The organism is Sphingobium sp. CR28 (assembly GCF_052327305.1).
Taxonomy (GTDB): Bacteria; Pseudomonadota; Alphaproteobacteria; order Sphingomonadales; family Sphingomonadaceae; genus Sphingobium.
This window is the reverse complement of record NZ_CP182486.1, coordinates 2,520,171-2,536,628: the sequence shown is the minus strand read 5'-3', so window position 1 is coordinate 2,536,628 and position 16,458 is coordinate 2,520,171. Positions and strand designations below refer to the sequence as shown.

Below are 16,458 nucleotides of genomic sequence, written 5' to 3'. Positions count from 1 at the left end.
CGCGCGAGAGGTGCGCGCCCCGATCATGATGTCACTGATTGCCGAGGCCCAGTGCGCCGCCCAAGTTACTGACCACGCCCGTCACCGGCGCGAGCAGTCCGCCCGACGCTGCCGAGCCATCCGCGCCTGCATTGGCGCCCGTCGCGACGTTCACCACCCCGGTCACGGGTGCAAGCAGGCCACCTGACGACGCGCCTGCGTCTGCCGAGGCTCCGGCCCCGACGCCCACCGAGCCGAGCAGATCGCCGGTCCCCTGCTGCACCGAGGAGACCACGCCGCTCACGACACCGGTCCCCGTGCCACCCGTCACCGTGCCGAGCGCGTTGGTCACGGGCGCGAGCACGCCGTTTGCTCCGCCGGCCGTGGGAAGACCGCCGGGCAGGACATTGGCGTTCAGGAGGGCGGGATTGCCACTCCCAAGAAGTTGATTGCCGCCCACGGCGACGTTCAGCAGATTGTCGGCGATACCGCCCGTCGGCGCAGTGATGTTGGTCACGCGTACATCCGCGACACCGCCCACGTTCGCCAGCACGGTGTTACCCGCGTTGAGCACGCCGACGCTCGCTACCGTACCGACCGGCTGGCTGTTGCCGAGCACGCCGACGCCGACTGCGCCGGGCGTGCCGTCCAACCCGGTGATGACGCTATTGCTGCCGACATCGATGGACAGCACATCGCCGACCACGCCCTGCGCGCCCTGAAGGAGCAGAGTGCGGCCTTGCCCGGCATCGACCAGAACCGTGCCCGTATCATTCAGGACGCGCGTGATCGTTCCCGTCACCGGCTGAGCCAGCGGCAAAGCGGTCGCGACAGGCGTCGTGACCTGTCCCTGCCCGTTGGACACGCCCAGCACGGCATTGCCCGCGGTCACGAGAACAGGGGACACTTCCTGCAGCGTGCCGGCGATCAGCCCGGCTTGGGTGGCGGAGCCTGAGCCGCCGCCGTTACCATTACCGCTACCATTTCCGCCGCTGCCGCCACCGCTACCGCCGCCATTATTGCTACCGCCGCCGCTGTTGCCGCCACCGCCGGAGCCTCCACCACTCCCGTCCGATCCGGACGGGGGCGCGCCTACGCCGGAGAATCGCGTGCCGCCTGTGGTTTCACAGGCGCTCAGCAGCATTGCGAGCAGAGAGCAGGTCGCAACTGCCGCCGCCTTGCCGCGCTTTAAGGAAGAAAATCCTGATGTGTGTTCGTGTACCATTACGCCGTCTCCTGTCCTCATCCGGACGACAGGGGCGCCATGAGCGAAACCGCATGATTGGCGGACGGCGCAGGATCGGCAGAGTTACCAGTCCACATTTTTCGAACGGCTGTGGATCAGTAGAAGTGCTTCACCTGAAACCTCAATCCTTCGGCGGCCCCGCTACCTTGCACCCAAGGCCGGAAGCTTTGCGTCCCGGCGTCACCACCGGTTTGCCTTTATCGGGATCAACATGATCCTTCGCCGCACAACGCAGTCACGCCGAAAAGGTTCTCGAAAAATGCGATTAATCGTCAAGTAATGATATATTTGTTCAGAATACTGATCTGAATCAACGTCGCTTAGCAAAGAATGCTCTCAGTATATCACCTGATTCTTGTCCGCCTATGTCGCCGAGAACTTCCGGCCTGTGGTGGCATTGGGGCTGTGCAAAGACCCGTGCGCCATGTTCCACGCCGCCGCCCTTGGGGTCGTTCGCGGCATAATAGAGCCGGGCAATGCGCGCATGCGCGATGGCTCCCGCGCACATCGCGCAGGGCTCCAGCGTCACCCACAGATCGCAATTGGTAAGCCGTTCCGCGCCCAGCGAAGCAGCGGCAGACCGAATCGCGACGATCTCGGCATGAGCAGTCGGATCATGATCGCGGCGGTTGCGATTCTCCCCCGTTGCGATGACCTGTCCTCCCCGCGTGACCACGGCGCCAATCGGCACTTCGCCCGCCAGCGCCGCCGCGCGGGCGAGGTCAAGCGCGAGGCGCATCGGCTCGGGCAGAGGGAAAGGAGTTACCATAGCGCCCATGCGATACAATTTGTGCCGCCGGTCGCAAGCTTTCCCGGCCAATTGGCTTGACGATTCGTCTCAGCAACGCTATCGGCGCCGCTTTCCAAGCGAACTGGACAACGGGATTTTTTGATATGTCGCGCATCTGCGAGCTGACTGGCCGTGGCCGCCAAGTGGGACACAATGTCTCCCATGCCAACAACAAGACCAAGCGCGTGTTCCTGCCGAACCTGCAGAACGTGACGCTGATTTCCGAGTCGCTGGAGAAGAGCGTGAAGCTGCGTGTCTCCACGCACGGCCTGCGTTCGGTCGAGCATGTCGGCGGCCTCGACAACTGGCTGCTCAAGACGGCAGACGGCAAGCTCTCGCTCAAGGCGCGTCGCCTGAAGCGCGAGATCGTCAAGAAGGCTGTCGCTGTCGCCGCCTGATCGGCGCGACTGACGGATTGAAAGAGGGGCGGCCTTATGGTCGCCCTTTTTCGTGCGCGCGCGAGGTTCACGGTGCCCGCGCCTGCGAGACCCAGTCCTCCGGCAGCGCGAACTTCAGGAGCAGGCTGCGCTGAAGGAAGAGATGGTTGTCGTCCGAGGCGACCCAGAGCACCGGCTTACCCTTCTCGTGGCCGAGCGCCAGCGCCTCCAGATTATCCGTGAGGCGCGGCGGGCTGAAGTCGGCGATCTCTTCCCCCACCAGCCGCGCGCCCTCCACGAGAGGAGGCAGCCGCACCATCACCAGCTTGGCAGTGAAGCCATCGAACACCGTTAGCCGGCGATTGAGCACCAGCAGCCGGTCGCCACCCAGCCACAGGGCGTCGGTCGGGCGATAGCCGGTCGGTCCATAATATTGCAGATGAACGGGCGGCGGCGTCGCGGGGTCGGTCGGGTCTCCCTGCCAGAGCAGCACGTCATTGGCCTTGTCAGGCCCGTAAGTGCCTTCCGCGATTGCCATGAACCGCCCGTCCGAGAAGCGCACCAGACTCTCGATACTCCGCGTAATGTCCCAGTGCTTCATCTCCCGGGGGTGCTTGCACGCTTCTATCGCCGCAAAGCCGGGCGCGTAACGGCAGATGCGCTGGAGCCCCTCGAAGCCGACCCAGATGCGGCCGGTCGCGGGATCGGTCGTCATGCTCTCCGAGTCCCACTTCCAGCGCGGCACGTCCATTTCCTGAGGGCGTCGCGGAAGCGGCTCGACGAACCCCTCCCCTTCGCTCCCGCTGACCCGAAAGCGGAACGCCTCGCCGGTGTCGCTGAGCCCAATGAAGCCCCCATCCGCCCGCACCAAAAGCGAGGATATGCCGCCAAAGGCCGGATGATGGCTGGTGAGTTGCCAGGCACCCTCCAGTCGCAGCGGGCCATAGTCCTGCCCCGCCACCCCCCGATCGGCCATCAGCGAGCGTGCCTGCACCACGAGGCTGTCGAACGAGGCGGGTGGCTCGCTCGTGCCGTGCCGCCCGTTCATCAGAGCAATGAAGAGGATGAGGATGATCGCGATGCGCTGCATTCGCGAGATGCCATAATCGCAGGGGACTTCCTGCGCCACCGGCAATCACCCCGGCCCCTGTCAATCCGTTCAGGCCGATGAACGGGGGCTAACGGGCGCGTTCAGGCGGCACTCAAAGCGACTCGTCCATAAGGGCATCACTCACCGACGGTCCGAGTCCCATCTGGAGCCCGCGCCGGCAGAGGAAAGAAGGAGTTGACCCATGTTCAAGTTTTCCAAGCTCGCCAATATCGGTGCGGCTGTCGCCATGGGTGCCGCGAGCCTGACCCTCGCCGCCCCCGCCCAGGCCCAGCCCGGTGGCTATTATCGCGATGGCTATCGCGGCGACTATAACCGCGGCGATTATTATCGCGGCAACGGCTATCGCGGCGACTACCGCCGGGGCGATTACTATCGCGGGAACGGCTATTATGCCGGCAATCGCGGTGCCTATCGCGGCAACAACTATAACTACCGCTATCGCTGCCGCAACGACGGCGCGGCCGGCACCATCATCGGCGCGATCGCCGGCGGTCTGCTCGGCCATGAAGTCGCCGGACGCCGGGGTGACCGGACCACGGGCACCATCATCGGTGGCGCAGTCGGCGCGGTCGCCGGCCGGGCGATCGACAAGGGCGACGGCCGCTGCTGAGCGGCCTGACCCGACAGGCAGCATCTCTCCATGACGAAGGGCCGGCCCGGCAACGGGTCGGCCCTCTAGCGTTGCGGAGGCCAGCGCGGACAAAAGGCGCGCGAACAGCGTGAACGCAGCCTTCGGTGCAAGACTCAGGATGCGGGCGCCGGCCCCGCACCTGTCCGCGAAAGGCGCGGCGCCTCGCCGGAAGTTGCCAAAGTTGGCGCTACGTTCCGTCAACTTCCGGCTCCCATGGCCATCGCGACGGGCCGGACCAACCATGCCTGATGCGGAAGCGAATAGGGAGCGCGAGAGCAGCATGGCGGCATCGTGCCACTCCGCGAGGACTGTAGGACAGGGGAAAGTGTGAAGGGAAGAATGATATTCGAGCCATGATCACGTGGATAGAAAGCGGCTTCCTCACATTGACTTGATCGTCAGGAATAGCCGCTGCCCTTAAACGTCAGTGATCTCAGCGATGCCACCTTTGGGTAAGCCGCACTTTTTGGCAATGCTAAGGCAGTGGCTGAGGGCTTTACCGGCAGATACTAGCTGACAACCGTTGGAGCGCGCCACCGTGACCGCTTCGAAATGCGCGAAGCTGGGCATCCCGCCTAACAGGCTCGAGCCATGGGACTCCTGCAGAGCAGTGGCCGCCGCGTAACCAGCCATGCCGGTATCAACATACGTGCGTGGTTTGATGGTGACGAACTCCTTCCAGAGGTCTGGAAAGCCGTTCTTCAACTCGTTCTGCACCGACCGCATCACAAGCATTTCGCCAGACTGTATTGCATCACGGATGCGAGCCCTGACGGCATTGGAGCGGGTGGTGAGAGCTTCCTTTATGCCGTGTAGGTCGATCACCCACTGAGGCGTTGGTTTGCTCTTGGATTGAGCCACCATCCGTTAGGCAGCCTCAAATAATCTGTCTTGGTAGCGAGGCTTGAGACCGCACAACCTGTAGATGTCGATCTCGTCCAGCTTGCCCAACTCACGGGCTCGTCCAAGCAGGCGCAGGAGTGCAGAGCCATACTGAGTTCTCTTGTCCCGGATAGGGTCGGCGCTGCCACCACCTCCACCGTCGGATTGATCCCCAGACGGAACATGGTTTGTGTTTCCGAACTTAGCTTTCCACGAAACGTAGGAACTTCGTTCCAGATGACCCGTCTGAACCAGCCGTAAGAAGGTCGCTTCCTGGCTGAGGCCGATCTTTTTCGCAAAAAGGCGGATAAAGTCATCGTCTGGAATTGGTTTGTAGCCAAACCGTTGTAGGGCCTTCTCGATCAGCCGCTTCGGCGCCAGAAGTGAGGCTGCAAACCGGTTGCAAAACCGCTCGATCTTATTTTTCAGAACGGATGGGTTCGACGCACCTTCTGCACGGAGCAGGACATGCCCGAACTCGTGAGCCAACGTGAAGAGCTTACGCGCCTTGCTACTGCCGGTGGTGTTGATGACAATAGTGTGAGGGCCATCATCGATGTGAACGTACAGCCCAGCTGCCTCATCGGTTTTGAATTGCCGGTGCAGAACAAGGACGCCCAAATTCTCGATAAAGGTTCGGAGGCTGGTGTAGAGCTTGTTGGCATCCTGCCAATCAAGCTGCTCGCTATCCTTGATGCCCCACTTCTCGCGCCATTCCTTTGCGAGTGCGGCGGCTTCGTTTTCGGAGTAGGTCTTCGGCGTGAACTGCTTGACGCTCTTGTCGAGGCTTACGTCCATGTCGAGCGACGAGAGGGTGCTGGACAACCGTTCGACAAAGCTGATCGCTTGCAGCGTACCTTTCTCGAACTCGCCCACACCTGGAGTGGCGGTCCGAAAATCGACAGAGGCAAACAGCGGAATGCCGTGTCGCGCGAATAACGCCTGGATTGGGACTGCTAACTCATCCGTAATGGATGTAATTTCGTCTTCGTCCAACTCCCCTTCGCCGGCAGCAGCACTCTCCAGCTTGCGCCGAGGTATGCCACTCCGCTCAGCGAGGGTAGCTAGGTCAAGGCCTCTCGCTCTAAGAACATTATCAAGGGCGGCGGCGGGGATTTTCACGTGTGTATCGACATCTGGCCTTGGGAAGCGACGAAGACGGGGTTGACCTTCGCGCAGCTTGCGAATGTGCAGACCGTTGGCGTCGGGTTGTATCTAGCGTTGGCGGTTATTCAAGCGGTATCGACAACGGGAGTGGCAGGACTTTCTCGACGGTTAGCTACTTTGAAAAATGCCGTAACGACCAAGCGGATGCGCGCTGAAATCGACAACGTTCGGCGTCTCAGCGGCGAGGTCATTGGTGTGGAGATAGGCTTTCACGCCCTCAACCGGTTTTTGCTAGGTGTCGTGTTTGGCCTTTTTGCGATCAGCATCGCGTACTTCGCTTACTGTACCGTCAATCAGAACTGCGACGCTGGTCAGGATGGGCTGTGGTTCATTTTCGTGTTCTACCTCGTCCTACCAGTTGGGATTTTCCTAATTTCGACCGGCATCATCTGGAAGCGATGCCGGAGCGTAGCGGCCAAGGTAGATGAAGTCGAAAAGCGCGTTAAGCGCGCTCTGTTGGGGCTCTGATGGGGGCGATAGATAAAACGGATTGCGCTAACTGCCCCCACTCGGCCCGCATCGTCAGGTACCCCTTTCCCAAAGTCTTTCTCAATTGCTGCGCTTGCTGTCCGGCAGTTTAGGAGCGCCAGGCCGACAGCTACCATCAGATCTGGACATTCGAGCAAATACAGGCGAACGTCGTAATCTGGTCGAGAGCGGCGATGCGGACGAGCATTGATGCAACAGCGTCTCGCTCCACGGCAGACGCGCACCCACCCCGTCAATGGACGAAGCGCGCCACCACGTCGCGATAGGACCGGCTGACCTTCACCTGGCTGCCTGACTCCAGCACGAGGAAGCACTCGCCATTGGTGTGCGGCTTCACCTGCCGCACATGGCTGAGGTTGACGATGGTGGAGCGGTGTATGCGCTGGAAGTTGCGCGGATCGAGCCGCTTCTCCAGATCCTTCATGGTTTCGCGCAGGATGAGCGAGTTGTCCGCCGTATAAATGCACATATAGTCGCCCGCCGCGTCGATGCGCTCGATCGAGTCCACGTCGATGCGGAAGATCTGGCCACGATCCTTGATGTTGATGAGCTTCTCGTACCGGCTGGCCGCCGGGGTATCGGGCTCGCTGGAGAGGCCCTGCATGGCCTGCGGAGCGACTTCGGCAAGCACTTCGCGCAGGCGCTCCACTTCAGCCACGTTGCGCTTTTCGCTGAGCCGCTGGCGCACCCGCTCCAGCGCGTCGGCAAGCCGCTGCTCATCGACGGGCTTCACCAGATAATCGATGGCCTGCGCCTCGAACGCGCGAATGGCATGATCGCTATAGGCGGTCACGAAGATGAAGAGCGGCGGCTCGACCTCCATGACGCCCTGGACGACGGAGAAGCCGTCAAAACCGGGCATCTGAATGTCGAGAAAGACGAGGTCGGGCTTGTGAGTCTTGATGGCCCGGATGGCCTCACGTCCGTTCGTGCATGTCTCGATGATTTCGACATCCTCATGAGCCTGCAGGCGCAAGGTGAGCCCCTGGATCGCGAGGCTTTCGTCATCAATGAGAATTGTACGGATTGTCATGCGGCAACTTTCGATTGTTCACGGTTCGGGAGGGGGATTTCGATGATCACGCTGTAACCACCCTCCGGGGCAGAACGCGTTTCCATGCTCTGCCGTTCCCCGAAGGCCTGGGCCAGCCGTTCCCGGATGTTGACATGTCCCACACCCATTCCGATCGTCGACCGACCGGGATCGTCCTGCAATCCCGGCCCGGTGTCGGATACGACGATCCGGACGGATTCACCGACCGGCCGCGCTGAAATCGTTATCTCGGCTCCCTCTTCCTGCGGCGTGACCGCATATTTGATCGCATTTTCCACCAGCGGCTGAAGCAGCAGCGAAGGCAGCCGGGCGTCCGCCACCTCGGGGTCGATCTCGAAAATCGCCCGCAGCCGGTCCTCGAACCGCATCTTCTCGATATCGAGATAGAGCTTGAGCGTCTCGACTTCCTGATCCAGCGAAACCTGCGCGGTGGGCTCATTGATAAGCGTGTAGCGCAGGAAGGCGGAGAGCCGCGAGAGCATCGCATTGGCGCGCTCGGTCTGCTTTAGCAGCACCAGCGTCGAGATGCTGTTCAGCGTGTTGAACAGGAAGTGCGGATTGAGCTGATAGCGCAGCATCGCGAGTTGCGCGGCGCTGGCTTGATTCTCCAGCTTCTGAAGCTGATCGGCCTGCTCCTCGACAGTCAGGAAGAAGTTGATCGCGTAGTAGAGCGCCGACCACGCACCGAGGAGCGTGAAGTTGAGATAGAAAGCGCCGAGGAACAGCTTGAGGCTGTTTGCATCGCCCATCGGGTTGAGCGTCGCGAAAACCCAGGAATCGATGAACGCGGAAACCGCGCCCGCCGTGAAGGCCAGCGCGATGGAGATCGTCCAGGTGATGATTGGCCGCTGGGTCAGCAGCAGGCGGTAGCCCACCGCCATCAGCAGCGTCAGCGAATAGCCAGTGATCGTGGAGATGAGGATAGGAACGAGAAAGGACGCCGGCTGGCCATTGGCGACGCCGGAAATGGCGCGCAGCAGGAATGCGCCGCCCCAGCCGACCGACTGAAGGCTCCAGAAGGCCCGGTTCTTGTCATGGAAGAATGGCTGAGGCTGAAGGGGAATGACCGACATCGCGCGTGATCTACCGTCTTTCCGGGCGGGATTGAAGAGGGTCGCGGATGCCATATCAGGGGCGGCCTTCTCGCAGCTTCCAGCAGATTTCGTCCGGGCCGAGGGTGCGGCCGTCCTGCGCCTGTATGGCAATGGGGCGGATCGGCGCATAATCGCGCGCGTCCGCCAGCACCTTGTCGCACGGCGGCCCGCCGCCCCAGCGCTCGCCCCACTGCCGCAGGGCAATCATCGCCGGCAGGAGATCCCTCCCCTTCGGCGTCAGGCGATAGGCGACACGGCGCCGGTCTCCCTCGATCCGCTCGCGCGAAAGAATGCCGTTGGAGACCAGCCGCGACAGGCGGTTCGCCAGAATGTTGCGGGCAATGCCAAGCGTCGCCTGAAAGTCCTCGAAATGCTCGATGCCGTCGAGCGAGGCGCGCAGGATGAGGAAAGACCAGCGCTCCCCCATCGCCTCAAGCGCGATCGGGAGCGCACAGCCTCCCAGCCCTTCTTCGGCGCGTTGCATCGTCATTTACTCAATCTAGAGCGTAACCGCACGAATTGCACGCGTGAGGCATCCGCGCATCGCATGACGGAAATTGTCCGTTTTTCCGTGTCCTTCATGAGAAAGCTGTTGCACTTTTGACGCTGGCCGCTCCATCTTCCACATAATGTTGCGTCAGTACGAACTTCTTGAGCGGGTCCGCAGCTACGACCCGGAGGCGGACGAGTCCCTCATCAACCGCGCTTATGTGTTCTCCGTGGCCAAGCATGGCAGCCAGAAGCGGGCGAGCGGCGACCCCTATTTCAGTCACCCGATCGAAGTGGCCGGCATCCTCACCGACCTCTTCCTTGACGACAAGACGATCGTGACGGCTTTGCTGCACGATACGCTGGAAGACACGGTGACGACGCCCGAGGAAATCGAGCGGCTCTTCGGCAAGGACGTGCTCCAGCTGGTCGACGGGGTGACCAAGCTCTCCAAGATCGAGGCGCAGAGCGAAAGCGAGCGGGCAGCGGAAAATCTCCGCAAGTTCCTCCTCGCCATGTCGACGGACATCCGCGTGCTGCTGGTCAAGCTCGCGGACCGGCTGCACAATATGCGCACACTCCACTTCATCAAGAACCCGGAGAAGCGCAAGCGCATCGCGCGTGAGACGATGGAGATCTACGCGCCGCTCGCCGAGCGGATCGGCATGTACGACTTCATGCGGGAGATGCAGCTTCTCGCCTTCCAGCAGCTTGAGCCGGAAGCCTATGAAAGCATTACCAAGAGGCTGGATCAGCTGAAGGAAGGCGGCGAGGACAAGGTGACGCGCATTGCGCTCGGCCTCCAGACCATGCTCTCCACTGCCGGCATGCACATCACGGTCTCTGGCCGGGAGAAGCACCCCTATTCGATCTGGCGCAAGATGCAGGAGCGCCACATCAGCTTCGAGCAGCTCTCGGACATCATGGCCTTCCGCGTCATCGCGGACAGCACGGACGATTGCTACCGGGCGCTCGGCCTCATCCATCAGCGCTACAAAATGGTGCCCGGCCGCTTCAAGGACTATATCTCCACGCCCAAGCGCAACGGCTACCAGTCGCTGCACACCACCGTGATCCATGAAGAAAATGCCCGCATCGAGATCCAGATACGCTCGGAGCGGATGCATCGCGACAGCGAGTTCGGCCTCGCCGCGCACTGGGCTTACAAGGAGAAGGCCAGGCCAGACGGTCAGGCCGGCTGGCTGCGTGACCTCATCGAAATTCTGGAACAGAGCCAGGATCCCGACGAGCTGCTCGAACACACCCGCATGGCGATGTATCAGGATCGCATCTTCGCCTTCACCCCGCGCGGCGAAGTGCATCAGCTTCCCAAGGGGGCGACCCCGGTGGACTTCGCCTATGCCGTGCACACCAAGCTCGGCAACCAGACGGTGGGCGCCAAGATCAACGGCCGGGTGATGCCGCTGCGGACCCTCATCGAGAATGGCGATCAGGTGGAGATCCTGAAGTCGGACGCGCAGGAGCCGCAGCCGGGCTGGCTGGCCTTCGCCGTCACTGGCAAGGCACGCGCGGCTGTGCGCCGCTATATTCGCCAGAAGCAGCGGGCCGAGACGATTGCGCTAGGCGAGAAACTCTACGAAGAGATCGTCTCCCGCCTGCCCGAGGAGATCACCAGCAAGCTAGGCGAGAAGGCCATGAAGGCCGCCGTGAAGCGCCTAAAGCTGGAAGACCGCGCCGCGCTCATGATGGCGATCGCGACAAATCGCGTCACCGATGCCGAAGTGCTCAATGCCGTTGTTCCCGGCAGCGCGCAGGTGGAACCGGGCGAGCAGGACCGGCTTTCGCAGAACCACGCCATTTCCATGCTCGGCCTGACGCCAGGCATTGCCTTCACGCTCTCGGACTGCTGCCATCCGGTGCCGGGCGACCGCATCGTGGGCCTGCGTCGCCCCGGAGAGCCGATCGAGGTCCACACGATCGACTGTCTGGCGCTGGAAGCCGGGCAGGACGCGGACTGGGTGGACCTCAATTGGGACGACCGCGCATCGGGCGGCACCGCGCGCCTCTCCGTCATCGTCAAGAACCAACCCGGCGCGCTTGCCGCCGTGTCGAACATCTTCGGCGTCAACAAGGCGAACATCCTCAACCTGCAACTCGTGACGCGCGAGGGGCCGTTCCACACCGATCTCATCGATCTGGAAGTGGAGGATGCAGCGCATGTGGCGCGGATCATCTCTGCGCTGCGCGCGATCGATCCGGTTGTGCAGGCGGAGCGGGTTTAGGGACATGGATTTTGTAGCGTGCTTTGCGGGGCGGCAGCTATAGCACCGCTGGTCTCGAGAGCGGACAAAGCTGCCAAAGATGTCTCTCCAGATACGCCAACATTGCAATGGCAGTGAGGTCGGTGACATGCTGAGAGAGCGTTGCAATAGCTACTTCGTTATTATCGACGGACCAGCTAAATCGGAATGGCGTCATAGTCGAACTTGTCGAAACGAGGCCCGCGCTGTTCTCGGAGCACGCTCCAGTCGAAATCATACAGTTCAGTTTCTGACCAATCTCCAGGGTACTCAATGCGGAACAAGCCCCCTGTGGCTGGTTCCATTTCGTGATAGTCATAGCCGGACACTGCTAACCCGCGCCCTTCCGCGCCAAAGTCTTCACCCCTGAACTGGGCTGACATTACGATAACCAAAGCCGCTACCGCTTTGAGAAGGATGTCCAAGTTTGCCTTCTCAAATTGGAGATGTCTATCGTGCTTGGTGTCGTTATAGGCTTGATACCACGGCAGCGATGGGCTCGCGCCACTCGGTAGAGCTTGGCCTCGAAACCGCAGCCACTCGGCAAACGGCCCAATGATCAGGGGGACTTCGTCCCAAACCGGCAACATTACTTTGTAAGACGACAGATGATGGCTTGCGTCGATCTTGCGATAGTGGCGGATATCGAGCCGGCCGTTGGAGGGCAGCGTGAATAGATTTTCTTGCAGAATCGCCTTGAAGTTTGCCTCGATCTCGATGCACGTACGCATGATAAGTGCGTGTATTCTGTATGAATAGGCGGCCATGCTAAGTGTGCTAGGCTCGACGTACTCGAATATTTGTCGAAGTTCCCCCTGTATAAGCTGCAGTGCCCTGACATAGTGCACCGGTGCTTTCGCGTAGTCCGGATCGATAATGTAGCCCCAGCTACTGTAACCCGCATTTTCGTGAGCCGGGTTAACGGGGCGATGAACCCTATGAAATGGTCTGACCAGCACTGCTGTCTCCACGGGCTAAACAAAGAGTTGTTCACCGGCGTGAACACTCAGTGGGGGCGCATTTTTACTGGCTATAAGCGCAGTATAATGCGGAATGACGTACAATATGTAGTATATCGCGCGGTCGTCCAGCGCTGGTAAAATTAACGCCAATGCGGCCAGTTCGTCCACGATCGCACCGAGAGTTGGCGATAGAGCAGCATGCCCAATATTCGCACCGGAGCTGCCTGTCCGCTTTCCCCAACAAATCAGCTGTCCAGCCCATATTCGCCTCCGTCATAAGCCGACATTTATTCAGGCGGTAGCGGGCTCACTTCCGTAGCTTTGTCATGGAGGTGAAACGCCGCCCTCTATAGGCTGAAGCGCGATGCGACTCGTGCCCCACTTTCTTCCCGCCTTCGTCCTTCCCATCGCTCTTGCTCTCTCCGGCTGCGCCGCGCCGGAAGGTGCAGGCCCCGCGACGGCGAGCAGCGCCACCCGGACACAAGAAGAGGCGCCGCTGACCCTCCTCGTCTCGGTCGATGGCCTTGGCGCTAACCGGCTCAGCAAGGGCCTGACCCCGCGCCTCGATGCAATTGCGGCGCAGGGCGTCTCGGGATCGATGCGGCCCAGCTTTCCGAGCAACACCTTCCCCAATCATATCGCACTGGTCACTGGCCTACGGCCGGACCACCACGGCATTGTCGACCAGAAGATGCGCGACCCCACGCGGCCGGGCGTGACCTTCAAGAACACGGACCCCTTCACCAATCGCGATCCCTTCTGGTGGGACCAGATCGACCCCATCTGGCTGCAGGCGGAGCGGGCGGGCATCCGCACCGCGACGATGCACTGGGTGGCAAGCGACGTTGCCATAAAGGGCAGGCGGCCTTCCTCCTGGTGGCCGTTCGACAGTGCGACCACGAGCATGCAGCGCGTCGATATGATCCTAGACTGGGCGCGGCGCCCCGCCGAAACCCGCCCGGCGCTCATGCTGCTTTACTTCGACGTGGTGGACCGCGCAGCGCATAACCTGGGCTATGGCTCGCCGGAGGAAGCGGCGGCGATCCGCGAAGTGGATACACAGATCGGCCGGCTCGCCGACGAGCTCGCCGCGATGGGCCGGCGGGTCAATCTCGTCATCGTCTCCGATCATGGCATGGCGCGGGTCGAGGCGGACCATATCCGCCCGCTCAGCGACGTGATCGACCCGGCGATCATGGAATCGATCACCGAGGGGCCGCTGCTCGACATCTTCCCCAAGTCCGGCATGGAAGCGCAGGTCGCCGCAAAGCTCGCGAGCCCGCCGCCGCATCTCTCCTGTTGGCCGCGTGACAAGCTCCCTGCCCGGTTCAAATTCGGCGCCAACCGGCGGGCGCCGCCCTGGCTGTGCATGGCCGATGTGGGTTACAGCTTCCCCGAGACACCGCGCGGCATCGCCAAGGGCGAGCATGGATACGACCCCGACGCGCCGCAGGTGGCCGCCATGTTCATCGCGAACGGTCCTGCCTTCCGGCCACGCACCACGCTGCCGCGTTTCGACAATGTCGATGTCTATTCGCTGCTGTGCCGGCTGCTCGATATTCCGCCTGCTCCCTCGGATGGCAGCCTGCAGAGCCTTGCGCCTGCTCTCCGCCGCCCTTAGGTCCAGCAAATATGGAACCAGCGAAAATCACCTATTTCGAGGATTTCCAGATTGGCGAGCGGCACGCGTTCGGCCTCTATGAGGTCGATCGCGACGAAGTAATCGATTTCGCCAATCGCTTCGACCCACAGCCCTTCCACCTCTCCGACAAGGAAGCGGCGAAGACTCCCTTCGGCCGGCTCGCGGCGAGCGGCTGGCACAGCGCCGGCATGATGATGCACATGCTCGTCACCTTCTGGCAGTCGATTCCCGGCTATCAGGAATCGAGCCTCGGCGCGATCGGCGTGGACGAGCTGCGCTGGCTGAAGCCCGTCTATCCGGGCGACACGCTCTCGGTAGAGACCGAAGTGATCGAGAAGCGCGAGTCAAAGAGCCGACCGGACATGGGCATCATCAAGACCAGAACCACGGTGCTCAATCAGAATGGCGAGCCAGTGATGACCATGATCCCCATCAGCATGTGGCGCAGGCGACCGGCGCAATAGGGGGTTAAGTCCCTTTATTTCCGGCCGAACAGCTTCTCGATGTCGCCATGGGCGAGCTTGATCCAGGTCGGGCGCCCATGATTGCACTGGCCGCTGTGCGGAGTCACTTCCATCTCCCGGAGGAGAGCGTTCATTTCCGCGAGGCCCAGTGCCCGGCCGGCCCGCACCGACCCGTGGCACGCCATGGTTGCCGCGACATGGTCCAGTCGTTCCTTAAGGCCCACAGCCTCTCCCAACGAGGCGAGATCGTCGGCAAGATCGCGCACCAGCCCGGCGACATCGCTTGCGCCAAGCAGCGCGGGCGTCGCGCGGACCAGCATCGCCGCATGGCCGAAGCGCTCCATCTCCAGCCCCAGCTCAGCCAGCTCGGCAAGGCGCGCCTCGATGCGATCGCAGGCCGTTTCTTCCAGTTCCACCACTTCCGGCAGCAGCAGCGCCTGCCGGGCGACCGCGCCCGCCCCGAGCGCCGCGCGCATCCGCTCCAGCACCAGCCGTTCATGCGCGGCATGCTGGTCGACGATGACGAGCCCGTCCTCGGCCTCCGCGACGATATAAGTCCGCGCGATTTGTGCCCGTGCGGCGCCCAGAGGGAAGGACTGCGCGCTCTCTCGCGCCGCCGATTCGGCCGGCGGCAGCTCGGCCCGCGCCTGCGGCACGAAGCCCGCAAAGTCGCTCTGCCGGTCAGCCAGCAGTCCTGCCGACGCCCAGGCGACATCGTCCGGTCCGCGTGCAGGCGCCTGCGCGGCGGGGAAGAGCATTTGCGCGCTCTCCCCTTCCCGCCGCCAGAGCGATGCAGATGCGGCGTCAGGCTGCTGGACCACCCGCATCCCCGCCCCGTCCAGTGCCCTGCGCAGGCCACCTACAATCATGCCGCGCATGAATGCCGGATCGCGAAAGCGCACTTCCGTCTTGGCGGGGTGGACGTTCACGTCCACAGCCTCGGGCGGCACAGTGAGGAACAGCGCCAGCACGGGATGCCGGTCTCGCGCGATGAAGTCCGCGTAAGCGCCCCGGATCGCGCCGATAAGCAGCCGGTCGCGCACGGGACGGCCATTGACGAAGAGATACTGATGATCGGCCGCCCCGCGATGGAAAGTGGGCAATGACGCGACGCCCGCGAGCATCACCCCTTCTCGCTCAAGCGCCACGACGACGTGATTCTTGGCCAGCTCCGGATCGATGAGTTCGGACACGCGCGCCTCGCGATCCTGCCCCGCCGCGAGCGAGAGCACGCGACGCCCATCATGCTCCAGCGTGAAGGCCACCTCGCTGCGCGCCATGGCAAGGCGCCGGACAACATCGAGACAGGCGGCATATTCCGAGCGCGCGCTGCGCATGAACTTGAGGCGAGCCGGCACTCGGGCGAAAAGGCTCTCGACACTCACGCGCGTACCCGGTGGCATGGCGCGCGGTGACGGCCCCTCGATGACGCCATTGTCACAGACAACGGACCAACCATCCGCCCCGCTGGGGCGACTTTCGATCGTGAGGCGAGCAACACTGCCGATCGAGGGCAGCGCCTCACCGCGAAAACCGAGCGTTGCGACGCGCTCCAGCGCATCGTCCGCCAGCTTGGATGTGGCGTGCCGCTCCAGCGCAAGCGGCAGCTCGTGCGGGGGCATGCCATGGCCATCGTCGCTCACCACGATTCCCGCTAGTCCGCCGCCTGAGAGCGTTATCGCGATCCGCCCCGCGCCGGCGTCCAGCGCGTTCTCGACGATTTCCTTGAGGGCACTTGCCGGTCTCTCGACCACCTCGCCTGCGGCAATGCGATTGACGAGATCTGGCGGGAGGCGGCGTATTGACATTGATCGTTGACT

General features: G+C 62.4%; 16 protein-coding genes and 1 riboswitch. Of the genes, 6 read left to right on the top strand and 10 right to left on the bottom strand.

Annotated features, from left to right (window positions below; genetic code table 11):
• Positions 1-31 precede the first annotated feature (31 nt).
• Both ACNAOH_RS12185 and ACNAOH_RS12180 read right to left on the bottom strand, forming a co-directional pair.
• Complete coding sequence (locus ACNAOH_RS12185; RefSeq protein WP_443970433.1) at positions 32-1,204, bottom strand: hypothetical protein; 1,173 nt, start codon at positions 1,202-1,204, stop codon at positions 32-34.
• A gap of 149 nt (positions 1,205-1,353) precedes the next feature.
• Positions 1,354-1,431: riboswitch (cyclic di-GMP riboswitch) on the bottom strand.
• A gap of 104 nt (positions 1,432-1,535) precedes the next feature.
• Complete coding sequence (locus tag ACNAOH_RS12180; RefSeq protein WP_443970432.1) at positions 1,536-1,994, bottom strand: nucleoside deaminase; 459 nt, start codon at positions 1,992-1,994, stop codon at positions 1,536-1,538.
• A 125-nt stretch (positions 1,995-2,119) separates the two neighbouring features.
• Between ACNAOH_RS12180 and rpmB the strand changes: the two genes are divergently transcribed.
• Entirely contained in the window at positions 2,120-2,413 is a 294-nt protein-coding gene (gene rpmB, locus ACNAOH_RS12175) for a 50S ribosomal protein L28 (protein WP_443970431.1), read from the top strand.
• 67 nt (positions 2,414-2,480) lie between these two features.
• Here rpmB and ACNAOH_RS12170 read toward each other — a convergent pair whose 3' ends face one another.
• Positions 2,481-3,521 (bottom strand): esterase-like activity of phytase family protein, encoded by a 1,041-nt coding sequence (locus tag ACNAOH_RS12170; RefSeq protein WP_443970430.1) that lies wholly within the window; start codon positions 3,519-3,521, stop codon positions 2,481-2,483.
• Positions 3,522-3,684: 163 nt separating this feature from the next.
• Between ACNAOH_RS12170 and ACNAOH_RS12165 the strand changes: the two genes are divergently transcribed.
• A complete protein-coding gene (locus ACNAOH_RS12165) occupies positions 3,685-4,113 on the top strand; it encodes a glycine zipper 2TM domain-containing protein (protein ID WP_443970429.1) in 429 nt (142 codons plus the stop codon).
• Positions 4,114-4,551: 438 nt separating this feature from the next.
• On the opposite strand, the gene ACNAOH_RS12160 is transcribed toward ACNAOH_RS12165, so the two are convergent.
• Complete coding sequence (locus ACNAOH_RS12160) at positions 4,552-4,998, bottom strand: hypothetical protein (RefSeq protein ID WP_443970428.1); 447 nt, start codon at positions 4,996-4,998, stop codon at positions 4,552-4,554.
• Between the two features lie 3 nt (positions 4,999-5,001).
• Positions 5,002-6,138 (bottom strand): ImmA/IrrE family metallo-endopeptidase, encoded by a 1,137-nt coding sequence (locus ACNAOH_RS12155; RefSeq protein WP_443970427.1) that lies wholly within the window; start codon positions 6,136-6,138, stop codon positions 5,002-5,004.
• Here ACNAOH_RS12155 and ACNAOH_RS12150 point away from each other — a divergent pair, their 5' ends adjacent.
• Entirely contained in the window at positions 6,139-6,651 is a 513-nt protein-coding gene (locus tag ACNAOH_RS12150; RefSeq protein ID WP_443970426.1) for a hypothetical protein, read from the top strand.
• 253 nt (positions 6,652-6,904) lie between these two features.
• Here the strand turns inward: ACNAOH_RS12150 and ACNAOH_RS12145 are convergent, their stop codons facing one another.
• Genes ACNAOH_RS12145 through ACNAOH_RS12135 form a run of 3 tightly spaced genes read right to left on the bottom strand, consistent with a single transcriptional unit; the run spans position 6,905 to position 9,310 of the window.
• A complete protein-coding gene (locus ACNAOH_RS12145; protein ID WP_443970425.1) occupies positions 6,905-7,705 on the bottom strand; it encodes a LytR/AlgR family response regulator transcription factor in 801 nt (266 codons plus the stop codon).
• Positions 7,702-8,799 carry a sensor histidine kinase gene (locus ACNAOH_RS12140; RefSeq protein WP_443972131.1) on the bottom strand — a complete coding sequence of 366 codons (1,098 nt, stop codon included), beginning with the start codon at positions 8,797-8,799 and terminating at the stop codon, positions 7,702-7,704. Before ACNAOH_RS12140 ends, ACNAOH_RS12145 begins: the two co-directional genes overlap by 4 nt.
• A 55-nt stretch (positions 8,800-8,854) precedes the next feature.
• On the bottom strand, positions 8,855-9,310 hold the full coding sequence (locus ACNAOH_RS12135; RefSeq protein WP_443970424.1) for a winged helix-turn-helix transcriptional regulator: 456 nt from the start codon (positions 9,308-9,310) through the stop codon (positions 8,855-8,857).
• Positions 9,311-9,449: 139 nt separating this feature from the next.
• Here ACNAOH_RS12135 and ACNAOH_RS12130 point away from each other — a divergent pair, with 139 nt between their 5' ends.
• Positions 9,450-11,552, top strand: a complete 2,103-nt coding sequence (locus ACNAOH_RS12130) for a RelA/SpoT family protein (protein ID WP_443970423.1) — start codon at positions 9,450-9,452, stop codon at positions 11,550-11,552.
• A 176-nt stretch (positions 11,553-11,728) separates the two neighbouring features.
• Here the strand turns inward: ACNAOH_RS12130 and ACNAOH_RS12125 are convergent, their stop codons facing one another.
• Entirely contained in the window at positions 11,729-12,337 is a 609-nt protein-coding gene (locus ACNAOH_RS12125; RefSeq protein ID WP_443970422.1) for a hypothetical protein, read from the bottom strand.
• Between the two features lie 559 nt (positions 12,338-12,896).
• Between ACNAOH_RS12125 and ACNAOH_RS12120 the strand changes: the two genes are divergently transcribed.
• On the top strand, positions 12,897-14,153 hold the full coding sequence (locus ACNAOH_RS12120) for an alkaline phosphatase family protein (protein ID WP_443970421.1): 1,257 nt from the start codon (positions 12,897-12,899) through the stop codon (positions 14,151-14,153).
• 11 nt (positions 14,154-14,164) lie between these two features.
• Positions 14,165-14,638, top strand: a complete 474-nt coding sequence (locus ACNAOH_RS12115) for a MaoC family dehydratase (RefSeq protein WP_443970420.1) — start codon at positions 14,165-14,167, stop codon at positions 14,636-14,638.
• A 14-nt stretch (positions 14,639-14,652) separates the two neighbouring features.
• On the opposite strand, the gene mutL is transcribed toward ACNAOH_RS12115, so the two are convergent.
• The gene (mutL, locus tag ACNAOH_RS12110; RefSeq protein ID WP_443970419.1) at positions 14,653-16,446 is read right to left on the bottom strand and encodes a DNA mismatch repair endonuclease MutL; all 1,794 of its coding nucleotides are present in this window, start codon (positions 16,444-16,446) and stop codon (positions 14,653-14,655) included.
• Positions 16,447-16,458: the final 12 nt, after the last annotated feature.